This window comes from Herbidospora sp. NBRC 101105 (assembly GCF_030269205.1).
Taxonomy (GTDB): Bacteria; Actinomycetota; Actinomycetes; order Streptosporangiales; family Streptosporangiaceae; genus Herbidospora; species Herbidospora solisilvae.
In genome coordinates this window covers 103157-124513 of the sequence record NZ_BSSX01000008.1, presented here as the reverse complement: position 1 = coordinate 124513, position 21357 = coordinate 103157, and the positions used below count along the sequence as shown (strand labels likewise).

At 71.3% G+C, this 21357-nt stretch carries 19 protein-coding genes and 2 riboswitches; of the genes, 7 read left to right on the top strand and 12 right to left on the bottom strand.

Annotated elements, in window-relative coordinates; all coding sequences use genetic code 11:
* Positions 1-8 precede the first annotated feature (8 nt).
* Positions 9-506, top strand: coding sequence for a hypothetical protein (locus QSK34_RS30255; RefSeq protein WP_285589048.1), 498 nt, complete (start codon positions 9-11; stop codon positions 504-506).
* Here QSK34_RS30255 and QSK34_RS30250 read toward each other — a convergent pair.
* From QSK34_RS30250 to QSK34_RS30215, 8 genes are all read right to left on the bottom strand, one after another.
* Positions 432-1853: a hypothetical protein gene (locus QSK34_RS30250; RefSeq protein WP_285589046.1), complete on the bottom strand. Its 1422-nt coding sequence runs from the start codon at positions 1851-1853 to the stop codon at positions 432-434. The genes QSK34_RS30255 and QSK34_RS30250 overlap by 75 nt on opposite strands.
* Before the next feature lie 54 nt (positions 1854-1907).
* On the bottom strand, positions 1908-3284 hold the full coding sequence (locus QSK34_RS30245; RefSeq protein ID WP_285589043.1) for an L-serine ammonia-lyase: 1377 nt from the start codon (positions 3282-3284) through the stop codon (positions 1908-1910).
* A 10-nt stretch (positions 3285-3294) separates the two neighbouring features.
* On the bottom strand, positions 3295-3684 hold the full coding sequence (gcvH, locus tag QSK34_RS30240; RefSeq protein WP_161481309.1) for a glycine cleavage system protein GcvH: 390 nt from the start codon (positions 3682-3684) through the stop codon (positions 3295-3297).
* A complete protein-coding gene (gene gcvT / locus QSK34_RS30235) occupies positions 3681-4751 on the bottom strand; it encodes a glycine cleavage system aminomethyltransferase GcvT (RefSeq protein WP_285589041.1) in 1071 nt (356 codons plus the stop codon). The genes gcvH and gcvT overlap by 4 nt, the downstream gene beginning before the upstream one ends.
* A gap of 33 nt (positions 4752-4784) precedes the next feature.
* A riboswitch (glycine riboswitch) is annotated at positions 4785-4879 on the bottom strand.
* Positions 4880-4977, bottom strand: a riboswitch (glycine riboswitch).
* Between the two features lie 16 nt (positions 4978-4993).
* Entirely contained in the window at positions 4994-5686 is a 693-nt protein-coding gene (locus QSK34_RS30230) for a gamma-glutamyl-gamma-aminobutyrate hydrolase family protein (RefSeq protein ID WP_285589039.1), read from the bottom strand.
* A gap of 5 nt (positions 5687-5691) precedes the next feature.
* Positions 5692-6456, bottom strand: coding sequence for a 3-oxoacyl-ACP reductase (locus QSK34_RS30225; protein ID WP_285589037.1), 765 nt, complete (start codon positions 6454-6456; stop codon positions 5692-5694).
* Positions 6457-6463: 7 nt separating this feature from the next.
* The gene (locus QSK34_RS30220) at positions 6464-7801 is read right to left on the bottom strand and encodes an aldehyde dehydrogenase family protein (protein ID WP_285589034.1); all 1338 of its coding nucleotides are present in this window, start codon (positions 7799-7801) and stop codon (positions 6464-6466) included.
* Complete coding sequence (locus tag QSK34_RS30215; protein WP_202610370.1) at positions 7798-9141, bottom strand: glutamine synthetase family protein; 1344 nt, start codon at positions 9139-9141, stop codon at positions 7798-7800. The genes QSK34_RS30220 and QSK34_RS30215 overlap by 4 nt, the downstream gene beginning before the upstream one ends.
* A 39-nt stretch (positions 9142-9180) precedes the next feature.
* On the opposite strand from QSK34_RS30215, the gene QSK34_RS30210 reads away from it, so the two are divergent.
* The 5 genes from QSK34_RS30210 (at position 9181) to QSK34_RS30190 (ending at position 12998) form a co-directional block, all read left to right on the top strand.
* A complete protein-coding gene (locus QSK34_RS30210) occupies positions 9181-9930 on the top strand; it encodes a FadR/GntR family transcriptional regulator (RefSeq protein ID WP_285589033.1) in 750 nt (249 codons plus the stop codon).
* 39 nt (positions 9931-9969) lie between these two features.
* Positions 9970-10701, top strand: coding sequence for a hypothetical protein (locus QSK34_RS30205; protein WP_161481302.1), 732 nt, complete (start codon positions 9970-9972; stop codon positions 10699-10701).
* A gap of 58 nt (positions 10702-10759) precedes the next feature.
* Complete coding sequence (locus QSK34_RS30200) at positions 10760-10912, top strand: CsbD family protein (RefSeq protein ID WP_202610320.1); 153 nt, start codon at positions 10760-10762, stop codon at positions 10910-10912.
* 11 nt (positions 10913-10923) lie between these two features.
* Positions 10924-11556: a hypothetical protein gene (locus QSK34_RS30195; protein WP_285589030.1), complete on the top strand. Its 633-nt coding sequence runs from the start codon at positions 10924-10926 to the stop codon at positions 11554-11556.
* Between the two features lie 95 nt (positions 11557-11651).
* Positions 11652-12998, top strand: a complete 1347-nt coding sequence (locus QSK34_RS30190; RefSeq protein ID WP_285589028.1) for an FAD-binding oxidoreductase — start codon at positions 11652-11654, stop codon at positions 12996-12998.
* On the opposite strand, the gene QSK34_RS30185 is transcribed toward QSK34_RS30190, so the two are convergent.
* From QSK34_RS30185 to QSK34_RS30170, 4 genes are all read right to left on the bottom strand, one after another.
* Positions 12987-14546: a nickel/cobalt transporter gene (locus QSK34_RS30185; RefSeq protein WP_285589026.1), complete on the bottom strand. Its 1560-nt coding sequence runs from the start codon at positions 14544-14546 to the stop codon at positions 12987-12989. The two genes, QSK34_RS30190 and QSK34_RS30185, sit on opposite strands and share 12 nt — an antisense overlap.
* Positions 14543-15757, bottom strand: coding sequence for a tetratricopeptide repeat protein (locus tag QSK34_RS30180; protein WP_285589025.1), 1215 nt, complete (start codon positions 15755-15757; stop codon positions 14543-14545). The genes QSK34_RS30185 and QSK34_RS30180 overlap by 4 nt, the downstream gene beginning before the upstream one ends.
* 69 nt (positions 15758-15826) lie before the next feature.
* On the bottom strand, positions 15827-17218 hold the full coding sequence (locus QSK34_RS30175; protein WP_285589023.1) for a DUF4331 domain-containing protein: 1392 nt from the start codon (positions 17216-17218) through the stop codon (positions 15827-15829).
* A 111-nt stretch (positions 17219-17329) separates the two neighbouring features.
* Positions 17330-19216 (bottom strand): cellulase family glycosylhydrolase, encoded by a 1887-nt coding sequence (locus QSK34_RS30170; RefSeq protein WP_285589021.1) that lies wholly within the window; start codon positions 19214-19216, stop codon positions 17330-17332.
* 220 nt (positions 19217-19436) lie between these two features.
* On the opposite strand from QSK34_RS30170, the gene QSK34_RS30165 reads away from it, so the two are divergent.
* On the top strand, positions 19437-21155 hold the full coding sequence (locus tag QSK34_RS30165; RefSeq protein ID WP_285589018.1) for an ABC transporter ATP-binding protein: 1719 nt from the start codon (positions 19437-19439) through the stop codon (positions 21153-21155).
* Positions 21156-21357: the final 202 nt, after the last annotated feature.

Genomic DNA, 21357 nt, shown 5'->3' with positions numbered 1-21357 from the left:
GTGTCGGAATGCAGGTTCCGGAGAAGATGCGCACCCCCTACGGCGACCGTCTCGGGCTGGCGGCGGTGGGCGTCGTGCTGGTGACCGGCGGGAACTACGTCCTGTTCGCGTCCGACGCGCGGGGCGATTACAAGATCGGGGAACTGGCCGCGTTCACCGCGCATCCGTGGGCCCGGTCGGTCGCCGCCGCGCTGGTCGTGCTGCTGGTGTTCGTCGCCGCCCGCTGGCTGGTGTGCTCGCTCGGGCTGGGCAAGGACGGGGTGCGGCACGGCTACGCCACCGCGACGCTGGCCATGGTGCTCAAGGACCTGCCCGGGGTCGACAAGATCACTGTCCGGGCCGTGGGCGAGGAGAAGCTCCGGATCTCGGTACGCTGCCTCCCCGGCGCCCCCCTCGACGAGGTGGTCTCCCGGATCGACACCGAGGGGGTGTCACGCGTGCGCGGCGCGGCGGGCCGGGACACGCTCTTTCCGGTCCTGGTCACGCTGCACGTTCGCCGCGGGTGACCGCCACCCCACCGCGCACGCCGCCGCCAGGCAGGCGAGCGGCACGACCGGGACGACGTACCGGTGGTCGAAGGCGGCGACCAGCGGGGGCAGCAGCAGGAGGGTGAGCGCGAACCCGAGCGGCAGCAGGGTCGCCACCCGGAACCTGATGATCATCACCAGGAACGTGCCGACGAAGATCGCCGCGAGCAGGGGGCCGCGCAGGTAGACGTGCTGCTGGTAGGTGCGCGTCCACGACGCGAACGGCTCGACCACCTGGGTGTCGGCCCGGCTGCCCTGGTATTCGACCATCAGTTGCGGGGCCGACCGCCCGGCCGAGGCGAGCTTGTCGGTGAGCGGTTTCACGTATTCGGGGAACACGTAGGCGCTCTGGGTGCCGGGGGAGGGATAGACCACCCGCTCCCAGCGGAACGCCCACATCGCGTCGCCGAGGCCGGTCATCAGGAAGTCGAGCGGCTGGCTGCGCAGGGCCAGCATCGAGAACTCCGAGGCCATCTCGTCGCGCTGCTTGCCGGTCTTCATGATCGGCGACTGGGGATCCCAGATGTAGGCGGGGGCGGCCAGCCGCGGGCCGATGTCGGGGCACAGGACCTTCAGGTCCTCCGGCGGGTTCATCCGGCCGCAGTCGGCGAAGGTCATCGTCCGTGACCACAACCACACGCTGCTGCTGCCCAGGCCGAGGCTGCCGTAGGCGGCGTTGTACCAGAAGGCGTATCCGGCCACCGCGACCCCCGCCGCGCCCGCCCCGGCCACCACCCGCCGCCAGCCCGCCCGCGCGACCAGCAGCCACACCGCCGCCACCCCGATCAGCGGCAGGCCGAGCGTGCGGGTCGTCGCCGAGAACGCCAGCAGCATGAAGGCGGCGATCACCATGACCCAGCTGCGCGGGTTGAGCAGGAGCAGCGTCACCGCCGCCACCACGAGGAACGTGAACAGCAGGTCGGCCATCACGAGGTGTTCGAGCTGGAGCTGGTAGGCGTCCAGCAGCACCGGCGCCGTCGCCAGGGCGGCGGCCCAGGCCGGCAGGAAGGTGCGCTTGCGCAGGACGGCGTACAGGCAGACGGCGATGCCCAGCCCGAGCAGGTGCTGCACCGTGATGAGGGCGACCACCGAGTGGAACGGCGCGAGGAACAGCGAATAACCGGAGGGCCGCGACTCCAGCGGGCGCAGGTCCAGGGCCGAGCTCAGGTAGGAGAACGAGTCGGCCCAGAACCACAACGCGGGACGGTACCCCAGGCTCGCGATGACCCGGATCACAATCCCCGACATCAGCAGGACGAGGAAGAGCCAGTGCGTCCGGACGAACTTGCCTGCGGAAATGATGTCCACCGCCTTTCCGGTGGACATTTCAGCACTGTCGGGGTTTCGCCGCCAGTCCCATTGGGAACACCCAGGACTTTCTCAGCACTCGATGACGTTCACCGCGAGCCCGCCGCGGCTGGTCTCCTTGTACTTGGCGTGCATGTCCCGGCCGGTGTCGCGCATCGTCTTGATGGCCTTGTCGAGCGACACGAAGTGCCTCCCGTCGCCGCGCAGCGCGATCCGGGCCGCGGCGATGGCCTTCACCGACGCGACCGCGTTCCGCTCGATGCACGGGATCTGCACCAGCCCGCCGATCGGGTCGCAGGTCAGCCCCAGGTTGTGCTCGATGCCGATCTCGGCCGCGTTCTCCACCTGTTCCGGCGTGCCGCCCAGCACCTCGGTCAGCCCGGCCGCCGCCATCGAGCAGGCCGACCCGACCTCGCCCTGGCAGCCGACCTCCGCGCCCGAGATGGAGGCGTTCTCCTTGAAGAGCACGCCGACCGCGCCCGCCGTGAGCAGGAACCGCACCACCGCGTCGTCGTCGGCGCCCGGGATGAACCGGGTGTAGTAGGACAACACCGCCGGGACGATGCCCGCCGCGCCGTTGGTCGGCGCGGTCACGATGCGCCCGCCCGCCGCGTTCTCCTCGTTGACGGCCAGCGCGAACAGTGTCACCCAGTCCATCGCCTGGAGCGGGTCGCCGTCGGCCGGTTCGCTCTGCAGGCGGCGCTGGAGCTGGTGGGCCCGGCGCTTCACCTTCAGCCCGCCCGGCAGCACGCCCTCGCGCGACGACCCGCGCCGCACGCACTCGTCCATGACCCGCCACAGGTGCAGCAGCTGCGACTTGATCTGCTCCTCGGTACGGCCGAAGGCCCGCTCGTTGGCCATCATCAGCCCCGAGATCGACAGACCCGTCTCGGCGCACTGTGCCAGCAGCTCACCGGCCGTGGTGAACGGATGGGGGAGCGGGGTGTCGTCGGGTTTGATGCGGTCGGCGCCGGTGGCGTTCTCGTCGACGACGAACCCGCCGCCGACCGAGTAGTAGACCTTTTCCCGCAGCACGTCGCCGCTGTCGCCCCACGCGGTGAACCGCATGCCGTTGGGGTGGTGGGGCAACGAGACCTTCCGCTCGAACACCAGGTCGTCGCCGACCACGAAGGGCACCGAACGCTGCCCCATCAGCGACACCGTGCCGGCCGCGCGCATCGCGGCCAGCTTGCCGTCGACCGCGTCGACGTCGACGAGCTCGGGCTTCTCCCCGGACAGGCCCAGCAGCACGGCCTTGTCGCTGCCGTGGCCCTTGCCGGTCAGGCCGAGGGAGCCGTAGAGGATGACCTGCACCCGCACGGTCTTCTCCAGGAGACCGTCGTGCAGCAGGCCGCGCGCGAACTTGTGCGCGGCCGCCATCGGGCCGCCCGTGTGTGAACTGGACGGCCCGATGCCCACCTTGAACAGGTCGAAGACGCTGATCGCCATGGGCGGACGATCAGCTGTCGCCGGAGATCAGGGCGGTGTACTCCTCGGCGGTGAGCAGATCGTCGGGGGTGCCGGTGATGCGCACCTGGAACAACCAGCCGTCGCCGTAGGGGTCGCTGTTGACCAGCGAGGGGTCGTCGACGACCGTCGAGTTGACCGCGGTGACCTCGCCGCTCACCGGGGCGTAGATGTCGCTGACCGACTTGGTCGACTCGACCTCGCCCACCGCGTCGCCCAGCTCGATGTTCGACCCGACCTCCGGCGGCTGGACGTACACGACGTCGCCGAGCTGCTCGGACGCGTAGGCGGTGATTCCCACCGTGACGGTCAGACCGTCATCGAGCCCGGCCACCCACTCGTGCTCCTTGGTGTAGCTGAGCTCGTCGGGAATGCTGCTCACTTCTTCCTCCTGTAGAAAGGCAGGTCAACGACGTCGACCGGTTCGTGGGAGCCGCGGATGTCCACGGCGGCGGGGGTGGCGGTCACGTAGGCCATCGCGATCGGACGGCCGATCGACGGCGACGGGGCCCCGCTGGTGACCTCGCCGACCACGGCGCCGTCGGCGTCGACGACGGCGAAGCCGTGGCGGGGCACGCGGCGGCCCTTCATCACCAGGCCGACCAGGCGCTTCGCCGGTTCGGCCCCGTCGAGCGCGGCGCGGCCGACGAAGTCGCCCTGCTTGTCGAAGCGCACGACTCTGCCCAGACCGGCGTCCATGGGCGTGGTGGCCGAGGTGAGCTCGTTGCCGTACAGCGGCATGCCGGCTTCGAGCCGCAGGGTGTCGCGGGCGCTCAGCCCGGCGGGCACCAGGCCCTCGGCGGCCCCGGCCTCCATGAGCGCGCCCCACAGGTCCACCGCGTCGTCGGCCGCGACGAACAGCTCGAAGCCGTCTTCGCCGGTGTAGCCGGTGCGGGCGATCAGGGCGCCGACGCCCGCGACCGTGCCCGGGAGGCCGGTGTAGTACTTGAGGTTGGCCAGGTCGGCGTCGGTGAGCTTGGCGACGATCTCCTGGGAGCGCGGGCCCTGGACGGCCAGCAGCGCGTAGGCGTCGGAGCGGTCGTCGACCACGGCGTCGAAGGCCTTCGCGCGGTCGGTGAGCTCGCGGGCGACCCGAAGGTAGTTGGAGGCGTTGGCGCAGACCATGAACTCCTCCGGCGCCAGCCGGTAGACGATCAGGTCGTCGACGATGCCCCCGTCGGCCTCGCACATCATCGTGTAGCGGGCCCGGCCCGGCTCCAGGGCGCCCAGGTTGCCGACCAGCGCGTAGTCGAGGGCGTCGGCCGCGCCCGCGCCGGTCACGTGGATCTCACCCATGTGGGACAGGTCGAACAGCCCCGCGGCGGTGCGGACGGCGGTGTGCTCGGCCGACTCACTTCCGTAGCGCAGCGGCATCAGCCAACCGGCGAAGTCGGTCAGGGTCGCGCCGAGGCTCTTGTGCACCTCGTGCAGCGGGGTCGGTCGGGACATGAAGCGCACCTCGAATAAGGTCGGATGTCAGCATCCTCCCCCTCTGTCATGGGTGCCTGAGAGCTTCGCCCGAGTTTTGCCGGACTTTCACCTTCGGCGAGGCCACCGGCCTGCTTTCCAGAGGACACCTCGCCCGCACGGTCCTTTGCCTTGAGAGGTTCGCGGGGAGGGCTTGCTCCTTCAGGGTCCCTGGCCGGCTGCCAGGGCGCTCTCCCGCGCGGGATCAATGGTGTGCGGTCAGCCTATCTGCCCCGTATGGCCGGACGAAACCCGGCGCGGGTGACGAACGACCCGAACACCGGCGCCTCCTCGTCGGCCTCCGGATGCCACTGCACCGCCCACACGGTGTCGTCGAGCCTGACGGCCTCGATCGTGCCGTCGTCGGCGCGGGCGATCGGTTCCAGGCCCGGCGCCAGGCGGTCGACGGCCTGGTGGTGGTAGTGGGCGGGCGTGATCTCCCCGGTGCCGTAGAGCCGTCGCAGCGGCTCCTCCAGACGTACCGGGACCCGGCCGTAGACGCCCGGCGCGGGGGAGTGGCGGTCGGTGCCGCACACGTCGGGCAGGTGCTGGACCAGCGTGCCGCCCAGCGCCACGTTGAGCACCTGGAGGCCCCGGCAGATGCCCAGCAGCGGAATGCGGGCCTGGAGCGCGGCCTTGACGAGGGAGAACTCGGCGTCGTCGCGGAAGTCCCTGACGTGTCCCGTCCTCGGGTGCCGCACGCCGCCGTAACGGCCGGGGTCGATGTCGCCGCCCCCGGCCAGGATCAGGCCGTCGAGACGGTCGACGAGCTCGCCCGGGTCGCCGGCGGGCGGCAGGATCACCGGCTGCCCGCCGGCCCGTTCGACGTGCCTGACGTAGTCCCACGGCAGCAGGGCCGCGGGGGTGTCCCAGACCGTGAAACGCGCGGGTTCGGCGTAACACGTGATACCGATCACGGGCCTCACAGGGGCGTCACGTACGCCCCGGAGATGCCGCCGTCGACGAGGAACTCGGCGGCGGTGACGAACGACGCGTCGTCGGAGGCCAGGAACGCCACGGCGGCGGCGATCTCCTCGGCCCGCGCGAACCGGCCGAGCGGCACGTGCACCAGACGGCGCTGCGCCCGCTCGGGGTCCTTGGCGAACAACTCGCGCAACAGCGGCGTGTCGACCGGGCCGGGGCACAACGCGTTGACCCGGATGCCCTCGCGCGCGAACTGCACGCCCAGCTCACGGGTCATCGCCAGCACCCCGCCCTTGGACGCGGTGTAGGAGATCTGCGAGGTCGCCGACCCCATGACCGCCACGAACGAGGCGGTGTTGATGATCGACCCCTTGCCCTGTCGTTGCATGTAGGGGATCGCGTGCTTGCAGCACAGGTAGACGCTGGTCAGGTTGACCTCCTGCACGCGCCGCCAGGCGTCCATGCCGGTGGTCAGGATCGAGTCGTCGTCGGCGGGGGAGATCCCGGCGTTGTTGAACGCGATGTCGACGCTGCCAAACTCGGCGAACGCCGTGGCGAACATCCGGACCACGTCGTCTTCCTGGGACACGTCGGCCCTGACGAACAGGCCGCCGACCTCCTCGGCGGCGCTGCGGCCCGCCTCCTCGTCGAGGTCGGCGAGGACGAGTTTGGCGCCCTCCTCGGCGAACCGGCGCGCGGTCGCCAGCCCGATTCCCCCGGCGGCGCCGGTGATGACGGCGACCCGGTCCTGCAAGCGTTGCATGTGGTTCCTAATCCGTTGCGATGAAGACGTTCTTGGTCTCGGTGAAGGCGGCCAGCGCGTCGGGGCCGAGCTCACGGCCCAGGCCCGACTGCTTGAAGCCGCCGAAGGGCGTCCAGTAGCGCACCGACGAGTGGGAGTTGACGCTGAGGTTCCCCGCCTCGACGGCGCGCGCGACCCGGAACGCCCGGCCGACGTCGCGGGTCCAGATGGAGCCCGACAGGCCGTAGGGCGTGTCGTTGGCCCTGGCGACGGCGTCGTGCTCGTCGTCGAACGGGACCACCGACACGACCGGGCCGAAGACCTCGTCGCGGTAGGCCGGGTCGTCGTCGCCGGTGAGGATCGTCGGCGGGAACCAGTAGCCGGGGCCTTCGGGGCAACTGCCCTGGAAGTAAGGGTCCGACACGTAGGAGCGCACCCGGGCGAGGTGTTCGGCGCTGACCAGCGGGCCCATCTGGGTGTCCTCAGCCGTGGGGTCGCCCGTCCTGATCGCCTTCACGGCCTCGGTGAGCCGGGCGAGGAACTCGTCGTGGACGGAACGCTCCACCAGGATGCGCGATCGGGCGCAGCAGTCCTGGCCGCTGTTGTCGAAGACGGCCATCGGGGCCGACGCGGCGGCCTTCTCCAGGTCGGAATCGGCGAACACGATGTTGGCGGACTTGCCGCCCAGTTCCAGCGTCACCCGTTTGACCTGCCGCGCCGCCCGCTCCGCGATCAGCTTGCCGACCTCGGTCGACCCCGTGAACACGATCTTGGCGACGTCGGGGTGCTCGACCAGGCGGGCGCCCGCGACCTCTCCCGCGCCGGGCACGACCTGGAGCACCCCCTCGGGGAGACCGGCTGCGAGAGCCAGCTCAGATAGCCGCGACGCGGTCATCGGGGTCCACTCGGCGGGCTTCACGACGACGGTGTTGCCCGCCGCGAGCGCCGGGGCCGCGCCCCACATCATGATCACCATCGGGAAGTTCCACGGCACGATGATCCCGACCACGCCCAGCGGCTCCTGGAAGGTGAGGTCGACGCCGCCGGGCACCGGGATCTGCTTGCCGTGGTTGCGCTCGGGCGCCCCGGCGTAGAAGTTCAGCACGTCGCGGATGTTGCCGGCCTCCCAGCGGGCGTTGCCCACGGTGTGCCCGGCGTTGGCGATCTCCAGCCGCGCGAGCTCCTCGGCGTGCTCCTCGACCAGCGTGGCGAAGGCGCGCAACAGGCGGGCCCGCTCGCCGGGCGCGACCTCCTTCCAGGTCCGGTACGCCCTTCGTGCCCGCTCGACCACTCGGTCGACCTCGGCGGGGTCGGCCAGCTCCACGTCGGCCAGGACCTGCTCCGTGGCCGGGTTGATGATCTTCACAGCCGTTCGAACCCCCGATAGAGCTCCCAGTCGGTGACCGCCGCGTCGAAGGCGGCCAGCTCGACCCGGGCGTTGTTCGCGTAGTGGTCGACGACCTCGTCGCCGAAGGCGTCCCTGGCGAGCGTAGAGCCCTCGAACACCGCCAGCGCGTCACGCAGCGTCGAGGGGACCGTGTCGGCGCCCGAGGCGTAGGCGTTGCCGGTGAAGGCCTCCTCCAGCGGGAGTTCGTCGTCGATGCCCGCCAGGCCCGCCGCGATGAGGGCCGAGACGGCCAGGTAGGGGTTGACGTCGCCGCCGGGCACCCGGTTCTCGATGCGGAGCGAGCCGCCGTGGCCGACCAGGCGCAGCGAGCAGGTGCGGTTGTCCACGCCCCACTTGACGGCCGTGGGGGCGAAGGAGCCGGCCACGAAGCGCTTGTAGGAGTTGATGTTGGGGGCGTACAGGAGGGTGAACTCGCGCATGGCCCTGAGCTGGCCGGCGATGAAGTGCTCGCCGGTCTTCGACAGGCCGTGGGGGCCGTCGCCGGCCATCACCGGCGTGCCGTCGGCGTCTCTCAGCGAGATGTGGACGTGGCAGGAGTTGCCCTCGCGCTGGTTCGGCTTGGCCATGAACGTGAGGGACATGCCCTCCTCGGCCGCGATCTCCTTGGCCCCGTTCTTGTAGACGGAGTGGTTGTCGCAGGTGGTGAGGGCGTCGGCGTACTTGAAAGCGATCTCATGTTGACCAAGGTTGCATTCGCCCTTGGCCGACTCCACGTACAGGCCGGCGCCCTCCATGCTGAGACGGATGCGGCGCAGCAGCGGTTCCACCCGGGCCGTGCCGAGCAGGGAGTAGTCGACGTTGTAGAGGTTGCCGGGGACGAGGTCGCGGTAGCCGGATCGCCAGGCGTCCTCGTAGCTGGTGCGGTAGACGCAGAACTCCAGTTCGGTGCCGACGAAGGCGGTCCAGCCGCGTTCGGCCAGCCGGGCGGTCTGCCGCTTCAGGATCTGCCGGGGGCTCGGGACGACGTCGGAGCCGTCCTCCCAGACCAGGTCGGCCAGCAGGAGAGCGGTGCCCTCCTGCCACGGGACCCGTCTCAGCGTGGCCAGGTCGGGTTTCATGACGAAGTCGCCGTAGCCGTGCTCCCACGACGACATCGCATATCCACCGACCGTGTTCATCTCCACGTCGACGGCCAGCAGGTAGTTGCAGCCCTCGGCGGCGTGGTGGAGGACCTCGTCGAGAAAGTGCCGCGCCGACAGGCGTTTGCCCTGGAGTCGGCCCTGCATGTCCGTCACGGCGAGCAGGACGGTGTCGATCCGGCCCGCCTGCACCTCTGCCCGTAGTTCGTCGACCGTCAGCACACCGCGCCTCACCTTCTACGGTATGAAAAAATACCAATGGGAAGCCCAACTGGGGAGGGTGGGGTGAAAGAAACACAACTCGGATCTCTGTTGCGTCCGGTCCGGGCCGGGAACGCGTTCGAGGAGACCGTCGAACGCCTGCTCCAGGCCATCAAGCTGGGGGTCGTCCCCCATGGGGAGCGGCTGCCGTCGGAGCGTGATCTCGCCGTCCACCTGGGCATCAGCCGCGTCACCCTGCGCGAGGCGATCCGGTCGCTGCAGGAGGCCGGCTACCTCGACGTGCGGCGCGGACGCTACGGTGGCGCGTTCGTCCTCTACCGGCCGCCCGACCCGTCGGACGGCGACCTCGCCGAGGCGGTCAACCAGATGGGCGCGGGCGACCTGGCCGACGCGCTGACCTTCCGGATGGCCGTCGAGTGCGGCGCCGCGCAGATCCTGGCCACCACGAGCCTCGACCCGTCCCAGCGGGCCGTGCTGCTGCGCCGCCTGTCGGAGGTGAACGACGCCGCCCCCGCCGACTACCGGCGGCTCGACACCGCCTTCCACCTGTCGATCGCCGAACTGACCGGCTCGCCGCTGCTCGCCGCGGCGTGCGCCGACGCGCGGCTGCGGGTCACCGACCTGCTCAACGCCATTCCGGTGCTCGGGCCGAACATCGCCCACGCGGCCGTGCAGCACCAGGCGATCGTGTCGGCGATCCTGGCGGGCGACCCCGACGGCGCCTCGCGGGCGGTGGCCGAGCACCTCGAAGGGACGGCCGCGCTGCTGCGCGGGTTCCTGGCCTGAGGAGATCACCTGGGTAGAGTCGGCCCGGGGGGCGTGCCGATGGGTGAGGTTTTCCAGCGGGCCGTGGTCGACACCCACCGGCTGCCGCTGTTCTGCTTCTTCGTGGCGTTGATCGTGACGTTCGTCTTCACGCGCATCAACGTGCGGCTGATCCGGGCCCAGGCCCGGTGGTGGTTCAAGAACGTCAGCGTGGGCGAGACGCACGTCCACCACGTCGTGTTCGGCGTGATCCTGATGATGGCCAGCGGCGTGACCGCGCTGCTGCTCGGCCCGGCCGCCGAGGGCTGGATCGCCGTCACGGCGGCGCTGTTCGGGATCGGGTCGGGGCTCGTCCTCGACGAGTTCGCGCTGCTCCTGCACCTGCGCGACGTCTACTGGGCCGAGGCGGGCCGCACCTCGGTCGACGCCGTCTTCGTCGCCATCGCCGTGACGGGCCTGCTGCTCCTGGGGGCCCGGCCGCTGGGGTGGGACGACGTCACCGGCGACTTCTGGCTCGCCGTCCTAGTCCTGGTCGTCAACCTGGTGTTCGCCGTCGTCACGCTGCTCAAGGGGAAGATCTGGTCGGGCCTGCTCGGGGTGTTCGTGCCGGTCTTCGGGTACGTCGGCGCGGTCCGCCTCGCCCGCCCCGGATCGCCGTGGGCCCGCTGGTTCTACGGGGGCCGGCCCGGCAAACTCGCCAAGGCGCTGCACCGGGAGGAGCGCTGGCGGCGTCCGGTCATCAAGGCGAAGATCGCCGTGCAGGAGTTCGTGTCGGGACGGCACATGGGTTAGGCGGGCCCTTGATCGGGCAGTCCGCAAGGCCATGGGACTCTACGCGAAACTCCGTGAGATGAAGGCCAGAGCCAAGCAGGAGATCGGGCGGCGCACCGGCGACCGCCGGATGGTGGCCGCGGGCCGCACCGAGCAGGCCGAGGCGAAACTGCTCCGCACCCAGGACCGCATCCGGGCCGTCGCCAACGAGATCCGCCGCAGGTACCGGTGATACTTGGGCGGGTGACCTTCCTGGGCGTCTTTCCCGACCGCATCCTGGCCGCCATCCGCCCCGCGCGCCTCGACCTGGCCCTCATCGGAGGGCCGGCGCTCCGCCTGCACGGCATGCGCGCGGCGCACCCCGACGCCGGCACGGGCGAACTGCGGCTGGCCACCACCGTCAAGCTCGTCGAACCGGCCTGGCACGCGACCGAGTCGCTGCACCGGGCCGGTTTCGACGTCGCGGTCGAGGAGATCTCGGCGCGCGCGACCCGGCTGACCGCGCACGACCCCGTCACCGAGCAGACCTGCGCCGTCGACCTGCTCCGCGAGCACCTGGCCGAGCCCGTCGAGGAGATCGACGGCACCCCGGTGGTCTCGCTGCTCGACGCCGCCGGGCTGGCCATGCGCGACCTGCACGAACGCGGCACCGCCGAAGACGTGGTGAACGTGGCCTCGGTGCGGGCGCTCTACTCGTACCGGGAGCTCGAGACCATGGGCCGCGCCCACCTCGACGACTTCGCGGCCGAGGAACTGGCCGACCGCCTGGACGCGGCCGAGATGATGCCGCTGCCCCGCGAGATCCGCGCCTGGGCGCTGGCCTGGGCCGAGGACATCCGCCTGCGCCGCCCCGAGGAGGGCGACACCGACTGGTGAGTGGCAAGGTGCACTGTCCGTAATTAGCCGCAGATGGGGACATAGCCGGATTTCTATGGTCTGAGCCGATCACCTTCCTAAGGAGTTGGCTCTTCATGGACTTCACCGGCGAACTGCACGGACGCCTGGTGCTCCCGCACGACCCCGACTGGCACACCGCCCGGATGGCCTGGCAACTCGCCGTCGACCAGCAGCCCGCGGCCGTCGTCTTCGCCGCCTCGGCCCAGGACGTCTCCGCGACCGTCCTGGCCGCCCGCCGGGCGGGCCTGCGCGTGGCCCCCCAGGGCACCGGCCACAACGCGGCCCCGCTGGGCGAGCTGAACCGCACCGTCCTGCTGCGCACCGACCTCCTCGGCGAGATCGCCATCGACCCGCTGACCAGGATCGCCCGCGTCGGCGCCGGGGCGCGCTGGCTCCAGGTCACCGACGCCGCCGCCAAATACGGCCTGATGGCCCTGGCCGGAAGCGCCGCGGACGTCGGCGTCGTCGGCTACACCCTCGGCGGCGGCGTGTCGTGGTTCGCCCGCTCCCACGGCCTGGCCTCCAACCAGGTGGTGGCCGCCGACGTGGTCCTGGCCGACGGCACCCTCGTCAGAGCCGACGCCGACACCCACCCCGACCTGTTCTGGGCCCTGCGCGGCGGCGGCGGTGTCGCCGGCATCGTGACGGCCCTGGAGTTCCGCCTCTTCCCGATGACCGAGACCCAGGCGGGCCTGCTCGCCTGGCCGATCGAGCAGGCCCCGACGGTCCTCTCGGCCTGGCGCCGCTGGGTCGACGACGTGCCCGACCAGGTGACCTCGCTCGGCCGCATGCTCCGCCTGCCACCCCTGCCCGACCTGCCCGAACCGCTGCGGGGCCGCTCCCTGGTGGCGATCGAGGCGGTCTGCGACCTGCCCGCGCCGCAGGCCGACGCCCTGCTCGCCCCGCTGCGGGCCCTCGCCCCCGAACTCGACACCTTCGGCACGACCGCCGTCGCCGACCTCCACCTCCTGCACATGGACCCGCCCTACCCGGTGCCCGCCGCCGGCGACGGGATGTTGTTGTCGGGCCTGCCGTCCGGGGCCCTGGCCGCGTTCCTCGGCATGACCGGCGCCGGCCGCGACCTGCCCCTGCTGTCGGTCGAACTGCGCCACCTCGGGGGAGCGCTGCGGCCGGGAGCCGTCCGAGGCGGCGCCGTCGACGGCCTCGACGCCGAGTTCGCGCTGTTCGCGGCGGGGATCACGCCCGACGCGGCGAGCGTGGTGGCTGTACATGCGGTTCTGGACGAACTCCGGACGGCGATGTCGCCCTGGGAGGCGGCGACGGGGTACCGCAACTTCGCGGAACGGTCACGGGGCCGGTTCGACGCACCGGAGACGGCGGCGCGGCTGCGAGCGGTCAAGACCGCCTACGACCCCGACGATTTGATCCACGCCAACCACCCCGTGCCCTCAGCCGAGTGAACGGAGCGCCAGGCCAAGGCCCAGCACGACGACGACCAGAGCGGTGGCGATCGGCGCCAGCCGGGTGGCCGTCGCGGAGAGGCGGCCCAGGTCGAGCAGGGTCTCCGCGCGGTCGGCGAGCCTGACCAGGAGGAGTCCGGTGGCCGTGAGGGTGGCGGCCATGCCGGCGCCGTAGGCGAGGACCAGTGCCACGCCGAACCAGGTCCGGCCGAGGGCGACCGCGCCCAGGAGGACCACCAGCGCCGACGGGCTGGGGACCAGGCCTCCGGCGATGCCCATGCCGATCAGGCCTGTTCGGGAGGCCTTGGCCGGTGAGGATTCCACCTTGTCGAGGACCGCGACCGCATGTCCCGAAATTTCGGCATTGGGTGTGGGGGCATCGATGTGGGCATGGGCGGAAAACCGGTCCCGACCGGGGCCCACCTCCCGGTTGTGGGGGTGGTCATCCCCGTCCTCATGGGCGTGCCCGCGCCCAAGACCGTGGCCGTGTCCATGCCCGTGCCCAAGACCGTGTCCATGCCCGTGTCCATGCTCAGGTTCGTGGCCGTGGCCGTGGCCGTGGCCGTGGCCGTGCCCGTGGCTTTGGGACTCGCCTCTTATGGCGGTCTGGAGAAGGTGGAGGCCGATCGCCGTGACCAGGGCTCCGCTGGCCACGCCCAGCCACGTCAGCACCCGGTCCCCCGACAACGACGACACCGCCGTCAACGTCAGCCCCACGACCAGCACCCCCGCCGTGTGGGTGGCCGTCACCGTGAAGCCCACCGCCAGCGCGTCCCGGGGCCGTCCCCGGCGACCGGCCAGGTAGGCGGCCATGATGGTCTTCCCGTGGCCCGGGATCAGCGCGTGCCCCGCCCCCAGGATCAGGGCCAGCGCCACCCCCAGCAGGCCCACCCCCACGGTCAGGTCGTCGGTCCCGACCAGGTCGGTGAAGGTCCGGTCCAGGGTGTCGAGCCAGTCGCCGATCGGCCCGGGGGCGGTGACGCCCGCCGGGACGGGGAGGACGCCGGACGGGTTCACCGTCACGCTCACCGTTCGCTGGTCTAGAGGAGAGGACAGCAGGTCGTCGGGGTAGGCGCGGAGTTCGTCGCTCACACTTGTGGCGGGGACCTCGGGCGGCGTGATCCGCACCTCCCGCGAGGAGACGGTGATCTCGCGCCAGCCGATCCGGTCGGCGTCGTGGGCGTCGGTGAAGGTGATGGTCCCGGCCGGGGGCGCATCGGCGCGCAGTTCGCACACGAGGCGGGTGGTCTGCAGGCCGCCCTGGCCGTCGGGGTGGGTCAGGTCGCTCTCCACCACGCGCCACGCCGTCCGGCGGCCGTCCACCTCCAGGGTCTGGGCGGCGGCGACCCTCTCGCAGGTCGGGAGGTCTCCTTGCAGGGTCGGGAGTTCGGCCACGTCGACGACGGCGGTGTTCTCCACGTGGGTGGCGTACAGGCGCAGGCCGTTGTAGTGGTTCACGGTGAAGTTGCCCAGCGGATGGGCCAGGGCCGCCGGGGCCAGGGCCACGAAGGCCGCCAGGCCGGCGAGGACGGCGGGCACGATCTTCATGATGACCTCTGGAGGGCGGGGAGGGCGGGGGTGAACCGGGGGTTGTAGGCGCGGACCAGCGACGCCGAGCGGGTCTTCAGGCCCAGTGCCTTCTCGATCTCGGCGCGGTGGTGCATGACCAGGGCGTTGCGCCAGCCGGTCGCCGTGGCCTCCTCCGAATAGGGGAGCGCCTCGGCGGAGCGGCCCGCGCGGTGCAGGGCCCACGCCAGGGCGTCGGCGGCGACGACGTTGGGGTTGCGGGCGTATTCGGCCTTCGCGTACGTCACGGCGGCGGCCGGGGAGCCGTGGTCGGCTTCGAACTCCGCCCAGGTGAGGTCGTCGCGCACCCCGTTGAGGCGCATCAGTTCGCGCTGGGCGGTCAGCGTCGTCCAACCCGGGGCGCGGCCGAGCGCCTTCAGGACCTCGCCCTGCTCGACCAACGTCTGGGTGAGGGGCAGGCGGGCGGTGACGGCGGCGTACAGGGAGGCGGCCTGCTCCAGGTCGCCCGACAGGGCGGTGACCCGGGCCAGGCCCGCGTGGGCGGGGTCGAAGGACGGGTCGGCGGTCAGCGCCTTCGCGTAGTGGGCGCGGGCCTCGTCGTAGCGGCCCTGGCGGAGCGCGAGTTCGCCCAGGTAGTGCTCGCAGAAGGCGACGTCGGCGGGCTGGTAGGCGTCGCGCCGGGCGTGTTCGAGCATCTTGCGCGCGGTCGTCTGGTCGCCGCGCAGTTCGGCGTCGTAGGAGGCGCGGGTGAACGACGACACCCCGGGCGCCAGGCCCATCATGTCGTCGATCGCCTCGGTGGCCTCGGCGTAGCGGCCGAGCTGGTGGTAGGAGTCGGCCAGCACGCCGTAGGCCGGAGCGCCGTAGGGGTTGACCGCGATGGCCTGCTTCGCGGTCGCGGCGGCTCGGGTGAACTCGTGGCGGCCGGCCTCCAGGGCGGCCCGGCCGGTCAGGCCCGCCGGGTTGCCCGGACGGACCCGCAACGACCTCGCCACGGCCTGTTCGGCCTTGCCGTACCAGCTCGGGTCGCCGGTCAGCCGGGCCCTGTCGACGTAGACCGAGCCCAGCGTGGCCCAGCCGACGTAGTCGCCGGGCAGCCGGCGCAGCCGTTCCTGCAACGGGTCCGACGCGACCGCGGTCACGTCGGCGGAGGGACGCGGGAGGAGCATGGCGGCGGCCGTGATGGCGACGATCCCGGCCAGCGCCACGCCGCCGCGCTTGAGGAAACGCATGGCGAGGACTCCAGAGGAAGAGGAAGGGGGCGCCGCCGCGGAGAGGGGCGCGGCGGCGGCCGGGCGGGATCAGGAGCCGGAGAAGGCCCGGTTCACGGCCACGTTGCTCGGGCCGGGGATGTACGGGAACGTCGACAGCGCGGGCTGGTCGTTGGCGTCGACCCTGTCGCCGGCCGCCAGCGCGGGCACCAGCCTGCCGGTCTGCGCCGCGCCGGCCATGGCCTGGAGCGCGATGTCGACCACGTCGTCGCCCAGCCGCCGACCGTTCGGGAAGCCCTGGAGGTCGCCGCCGAGCACGCCGAGACGGTTCGGGTTCGCCGTCACCGGCACGGCCATGTTCAGCCGCAGCATCTCGGCCGGACGCAGCTTCCCTGCGTCCTTGTTGAGCGTCTGCGAGTTGAGGTCGGCCTTGATCGGGCCGTTGCCCTTGGCGATGCCGGTCAGGAAGATCTCGACCAGGTCGTTCCGCGGGGTCGCGGGCGCCTTCAGGCCGTAGATCGCCTCCAGCAGCTTGGGCAGCTCGGGGTCGGTGACCCGCTTGACGACCTCCGGGATCGAGGCGTCCTTCTCGGGGCTGATCGAGTTGAAGGCGTCCTTGAGGCCCGCCGGCACGACGACCTCGTTGACCAGCGGCTGGCCGAGGCGCGACACCTGCACGTAGCCCTTCGGCGACCACTTGTCGGTGGTGGCCCAGATCCCGACGACCGGGTTGCGCGACACGTCGCCGCGCAGGGCGATCTCCTTCTTGGGCACCTGCAGCGCGAGCGTGTGCACGTTGTAGCCGCGGGTGGTGTCCTGGCCGACCTCCGACAGGTCGCCGCCGTAGAGCAGGTCGAAGACGCGCAGGTCGAGGAAGAACGCCTCGTCCGACTGGCCGGCGAACTGCCTGCCGCCGCCCTTGACGCGGTCGACGGCCTGGGCCCGGAGCGCGGCGTAGTCGGGCATCGAGGCGCGGCCCGCGTTGCTGGGGGCCACCGTCCCGGTGCCGATGACCGTCGCGCCGCGGTGGGTGATCTTCTGGAGCGTGTACGTCTGCCGGAACAGCAGGTTGGGGTCGTTCAGCGACGTGACCGGGCCGTTGTTGAAGAGGAACGTGGAGTTCCCGCGCTTGTCGACGTTCTTGAACGTCCACTGGTAGACGACGTCGGGCCGGGCGTCGCCGTTGTTGTCGATCTTGATGTTGTAGCGCGAGTTCACGTCGAAGAAGTAGAAGTTCGGCCCGCCGTTCGGCTCCTCGAACGGGATCCAGTTGGCCAGCAGCGTGACCGTGTCCTGCTTGTCGGGGCTGGTGAAGGCGTACACGTCGGTGTTGTCGTTGCGCGGGTCGCCCGCGATCAGCGGGGCCTCGCGGTGCGAGGAGGCGCTCGGGGCCTCCGGCCGGAGGATGACGAACGACGCGGCGGCGAGGGCGCCCGCCACCCCCACGGCGACCAGCGATCGCGGGGTGATCCGGAGCTCCATGACGATGAGGTCCTCTCGGGACGATGGGACGGTTCGGGAGGGTCCGGCCGGAGTCCTCGCCCGCCTATTCGCCCCATCGCCACGATCGGATTGGTGCCGTTTCCGAAAGACCTACGCGCAGGTGTACGACGTCACCGTCGCGGTGTTCCCGTTGGGCCGCGACACCTGGAACCCGAACGACGTGCTCGCGCCGGAGCCGAGGGTGCCGTTGTAGCCCATGCTGGTCGCGGTGACCGTCTGCCCCGAGACGCTGACGTTGGCGTTCCACGAGCCCGACAGGGTGTGCCCGGCGGGCAGCGTGAAGGTGACCGTCCACGAGGTCCGCGCCGTGGTCCCGTTGGTCACGGTCACCGGCTGGACGACGTAGCCGTTGCCCCACTGGCTCTGCACGGTCCCGGTCGCGGTGCAGCCCCCGGACGTGCCGCCGGTGGTGGTGAACGTGACCGACGACGAGTTGGCCGACAGGTTCCCGGCCCCGTCGCGGGCCCGGACGTAAACCGTGTAAGCGGTCGACGCGGTCAGCCCGGTCAGCGTCACGGAGTTGGTCGTGGTGGTGGCGAGCTGGGTGCCGTTGGAGCGGTAGACGTTGTACCCGGCCAGCCCTGACCCGCCGGCGTCGGTCGAGGCGGTCCAGCTCAGCGACGCGCCCGACGACGTCACTCCGGACACGGTCGGGGTGCCCGGGGTGGTCGGCGCGGTGGTGTCGGACGGCGCGGCGCTGGTCGTGAACGTCACCGACGACGAGTTGGCCGACAGGTTCCCGGCCCCGTCGCGGGCCCGGACATAAACCGTGTAAGCGGTCGAGGGCGTCAGCCCCGTCAGGGTCAGCGAGTTGGTCGTGGAGGTGCCGAGCTGGGTGCCGTTGGAGCGGTAGACGTTGTACCCGGCCAGGCCCGAGCCGCCCGAGTCGGTGGAGGCCGTCCACGAGAGCGAGGCGCCGGTCGAGGTGATCGACGACGCCGCCGGGGTGCCCGGCGTGGTCGGCGGGGTGGTGTCGACCGGCGGGGTGCCGCCGCCGCACATCGTGCACTCCTCGGCCGTGGACGCGATGCCGTTCGCGCCGTTGAACAGGCGGGTGCCCCACGAGGTCAGCTGGTTGGGGTTGAAGTTGGTGACCTGGTCGAGGTACTCGACGCCGCCGCCGTTGCCCGACCACGACCAGCCCAGGTAGCCGATCCCGCGGGCCTCGGCCTCGGCCATGATCGTGTCCTCGTCGGGGTTGCCGTCCGAGTGGTTGAACCCGAACTCGCCGATGACCAGCGGCAACCCGGCGGTCTGGAAGGCGTTCAGGTAGGAGGTGATCTCGGCGGCGGTGTCGAAGACGCCGTACATGTGCACCGAGAAGACCGTGTTGCGCTGGGGGTCGGCGGCGGCGACGGTCGCGGCGTTGTCGCGCATCGTGAACGACCAGTCCTGGCCCCAGTTGGGGGCGTCCACCATGAGCAGGTGCTGGAAGCCGGCGGTGCGCATGCGCTGGATGGCGGCCGAGGTGGCCTGGGTCCAGCCCGGCGTCACCGCGTTGTTGCCGATCGGCTCGTTGCCGATGTTGATGATGACGTTGTTCTCCTCGCCGGTCAGCACACTCTGGAGGGAGATCCAGTAGTCGACCGCCGCGTCGAGGCTGACCGAGCCGCTCTGCTCGCCGAAGCCGGTCGTGTCGTGGTTCTCCAGGATGCAGATCAGCTTGCTGGCCTTGCACAGGGAGATGACGTTGGCGACGTCGGAGGGGCCGTTGGCGGGCCAGCGCCCGCCGCTGAGCACGACGCGGACCGCGTTGGCGCCCTTGGCCTTGATGTTGGCGATCGAGCTCGTCTGGGTCGTGTACCAGGTGTGCGCGTGGCTGGTGCCCCGGATGACGAAGACGCTGCCGTTGGCCTCCACGATGTTGCGGCCGCTGACCCGCAGGCCCACGGCGGCCTGGGCGGGGGACGCGGCGACCAGAAGCGACGCGATGAGGGTGAGGACGGCCGCGCATGCCAGCGCGCATTGTCGTCTCATTTCGTGGACCTTTCCATGAACCGGTTAAGGAGCGTGCACCCCAGAGTCGGGGCAGGCGTGCGCGGTGTACAGGAATCCCCCTCCGGGAGGAGCCGAAGCCCGAGGTGGCCGGACACCATGGATGAAAGCTTCAATTCCCGTCAAAGCAGGTTGACACCTTCTTTGCTGTCAACCTAGATTGACGTCGTCAACTTTCATTGACGTCCCAAGGGGGCAAACCGTGACGTCGTCCTGGCAGATGCTCGGAGATCTCGTCAAACCACACCGGCGCACGCTCGTGTTCGCCGGTCTGCTCACGCTCGCCGGTTCGGCCGGGGGGCTGGTGATGCCGCTGTTCGTCCGGGCGGTGATCGACCGGTTCGGGGCCGGGGAGAGCGTGCTCGGGCCCGTGCTGCTGCTCTCGGTCGTGGTGCTCCTCGGCGCGTCGATCTCGGCGCTCGGGCAGTTCGTGCTGGAGCGGATGGGCGAGGGCATCGTGTTGTCCGCGCGGGTGCGGCTCGTCGACCGGGTGCTCCGGCTGCGGGTGCCCGAGGTCGACCGGCTCAAGCCCGGTGACCTGCTGGCGCGCGTCACCTCCGACACGACGCTGCTGCGTACCGTCACCACCGAGGGCCTGGTCGGCGCGGTCGGCTCCGCCGTGCTGTTCACCGGGGCGGCCGTGCTGATGGGCGTCATGGACTGGGTGCTGCTGGTGGTCACCCTCGGAGTGGTGGCGGGGGTCGGCGGGCTCGGGTCGCTGCTGCTCCCGCGCATCCGCGCGGCCTCCCTCCGCGCCCAGGAGGCGCTGGGCGACATGGGCTCGGCGCTCGACCGGGCTCTCCAGGCGTTCCGTACGGTCAAGGCCTCCGGCGCCGAGGCCCGCGAGATCGGCGTCGTCGAGGCCGCCGCCAGGAAGGCCCGCGACCGGGGCGTGCGCTCCTCGGCCTACCAGTCGATCGCCGGCACCACCGCCTGGTTGTCGGTCCAGCTCGCCTTCCTGGTGGTGCTCGCGGTCGGCGGCGCCCGGGTGGCGAGCGGCGCGATGACCATCGCCACCCTGATCGCGTTCCTGCTCTACCTGTTCTTCCTGGTGGCGCCGCTCGGCCAGATGGTGCAGGCGGCCACCCAGCTGCAGAACGGCCTGGCCGCGCTGACGCGGATCAGGGAGATCGACGACCTGCCGGTCGAACCGGCCGCGACCCAGGGCCAGACCACCGGCGTGCCGGTCGGGGTGGTCTTCGAGGACGTCGTCTTCCGCTACGGCGACGACCGGCCGATCGTGCACCACGGCGTCAGCTTCGAGGCCCCCGCCGGCCGCCTGTCGGCCCTGGTCGGCCCGTCGGGCGCGGGCAAGTCGACCGTGTTCGGCCTGGTCGAGCGGTTCTACGAGCCGACCTCCGGGCGCATCGCCGTCGGCGGGACCGACATCGCCGACTGGCACCTGCCCGACCTGCGGGCCGCCGTCGGCTACGTCGAGCAGGACGCCCCGGTGCTCGACGGCACCCTCCGGGAGAACCTCACCTTCGCCGCCCCCGACGTGACCGAGGAGGAGATCCGGCGCGCGCTGGCCCGCACGCGGCTCGACGACCTGGTCGAGCGGCTGCCGGAAGGGCTGGAGACCCAGGTCGGCCACCGCGGGGTCCTGTTGTCGGGCGGTGAACGGCAGCGCGTCGCCATCGCCCGCGCGCTGCTCCGCCGCCCGAGGCTGCTCCTCCTCGACGAGGCCACCTCGCAGCTCGACGCCGTCAACGAGCTGCGCCTGCGCGAGGTCATCGCCGAGGTGGCCCGCGAGACGACCGTCCTGGTCATCGCCCACCGCCTGTCGACGGTCACCGGCGCCGACCGGATCATCGTCATGGAGGCCGGTCGCGTCAGGGCCAGCGGCACCCACGACGAGCTGATCGCCCAAGACGACCTCTACCGCGAACTGGCGGCCACCCAGTTCCTGGTCAACTCCTAGCCGGAGCTTTTCCCCGCGGGGGAGATGACCGGAGCGGATCGGGGGCACCCCGCAATGAGCGGAGCCTCTCCTTCGCCACAGAGCCGGACCCGGGTCAAACGCGTACGTGCGGTCGCGTCCGGGAGGGGTGCCCCGGGACGCCGGGGTGCCCCTCCGACTCTCGCCGCCGTATCCTGCGGGAGACGACGTGAATAGTCTCATT

Excerpts from the sequence above, each read along its gene's own strand:
- QSK34_RS30200 (WP_202610320.1), top strand. The coding sequence starts at position 10,760 with ATGAAGGCCAGAGCCAAGCAGGAGATCGGGCGGCGCACCGGCGACCGC.
- QSK34_RS30255 (WP_285589048.1), top strand. The coding sequence starts at position 9 with ATGCAGGTTCCGGAGAAGATGCGCACCCCCTACGGCGACCGTCTCGGG.
- gcvT (WP_285589041.1), bottom strand. The coding sequence starts at position 4,751 with ATGTCCCGACCGACCCCGCTGCACGAGGTGCACAAGAGCCTCGGCGCG.
- QSK34_RS30185 (WP_285589026.1), bottom strand. The coding sequence starts at position 14,546 with ATGAAGATCGTGCCCGCCGTCCTCGCCGGCCTGGCGGCCTTCGTGGCC.
- QSK34_RS30225 (WP_285589037.1), bottom strand. The coding sequence starts at position 6,456 with ATGCAACGCTTGCAGGACCGGGTCGCCGTCATCACCGGCGCCGCCGGG.
- QSK34_RS30190 (WP_285589028.1), top strand. The coding sequence starts at position 11,652 with ATGGACTTCACCGGCGAACTGCACGGACGCCTGGTGCTCCCGCACGAC.
- QSK34_RS30205 (WP_161481302.1), top strand. The coding sequence starts at position 9,970 with ATGGGTGAGGTTTTCCAGCGGGCCGTGGTCGACACCCACCGGCTGCCG.
- QSK34_RS30250 (WP_285589046.1), bottom strand. The coding sequence starts at position 1,853 with ATGTCCACCGGAAAGGCGGTGGACATCATTTCCGCAGGCAAGTTCGTC.
- QSK34_RS30245 (WP_285589043.1), bottom strand. The coding sequence starts at position 3,284 with ATGGCGATCAGCGTCTTCGACCTGTTCAAGGTGGGCATCGGGCCGTCC.
- QSK34_RS30175 (WP_285589023.1), bottom strand. The coding sequence starts at position 17,218 with ATGGAGCTCCGGATCACCCCGCGATCGCTGGTCGCCGTGGGGGTGGCG.
- QSK34_RS30170 (WP_285589021.1), bottom strand. The coding sequence starts at position 19,216 with ATGAGACGACAATGCGCGCTGGCATGCGCGGCCGTCCTCACCCTCATC.
- QSK34_RS30180 (WP_285589025.1), bottom strand. The coding sequence starts at position 15,757 with ATGCGTTTCCTCAAGCGCGGCGGCGTGGCGCTGGCCGGGATCGTCGCC.
- QSK34_RS30210 (WP_285589033.1), top strand. The coding sequence starts at position 9,181 with ATGGGAAGCCCAACTGGGGAGGGTGGGGTGAAAGAAACACAACTCGGA.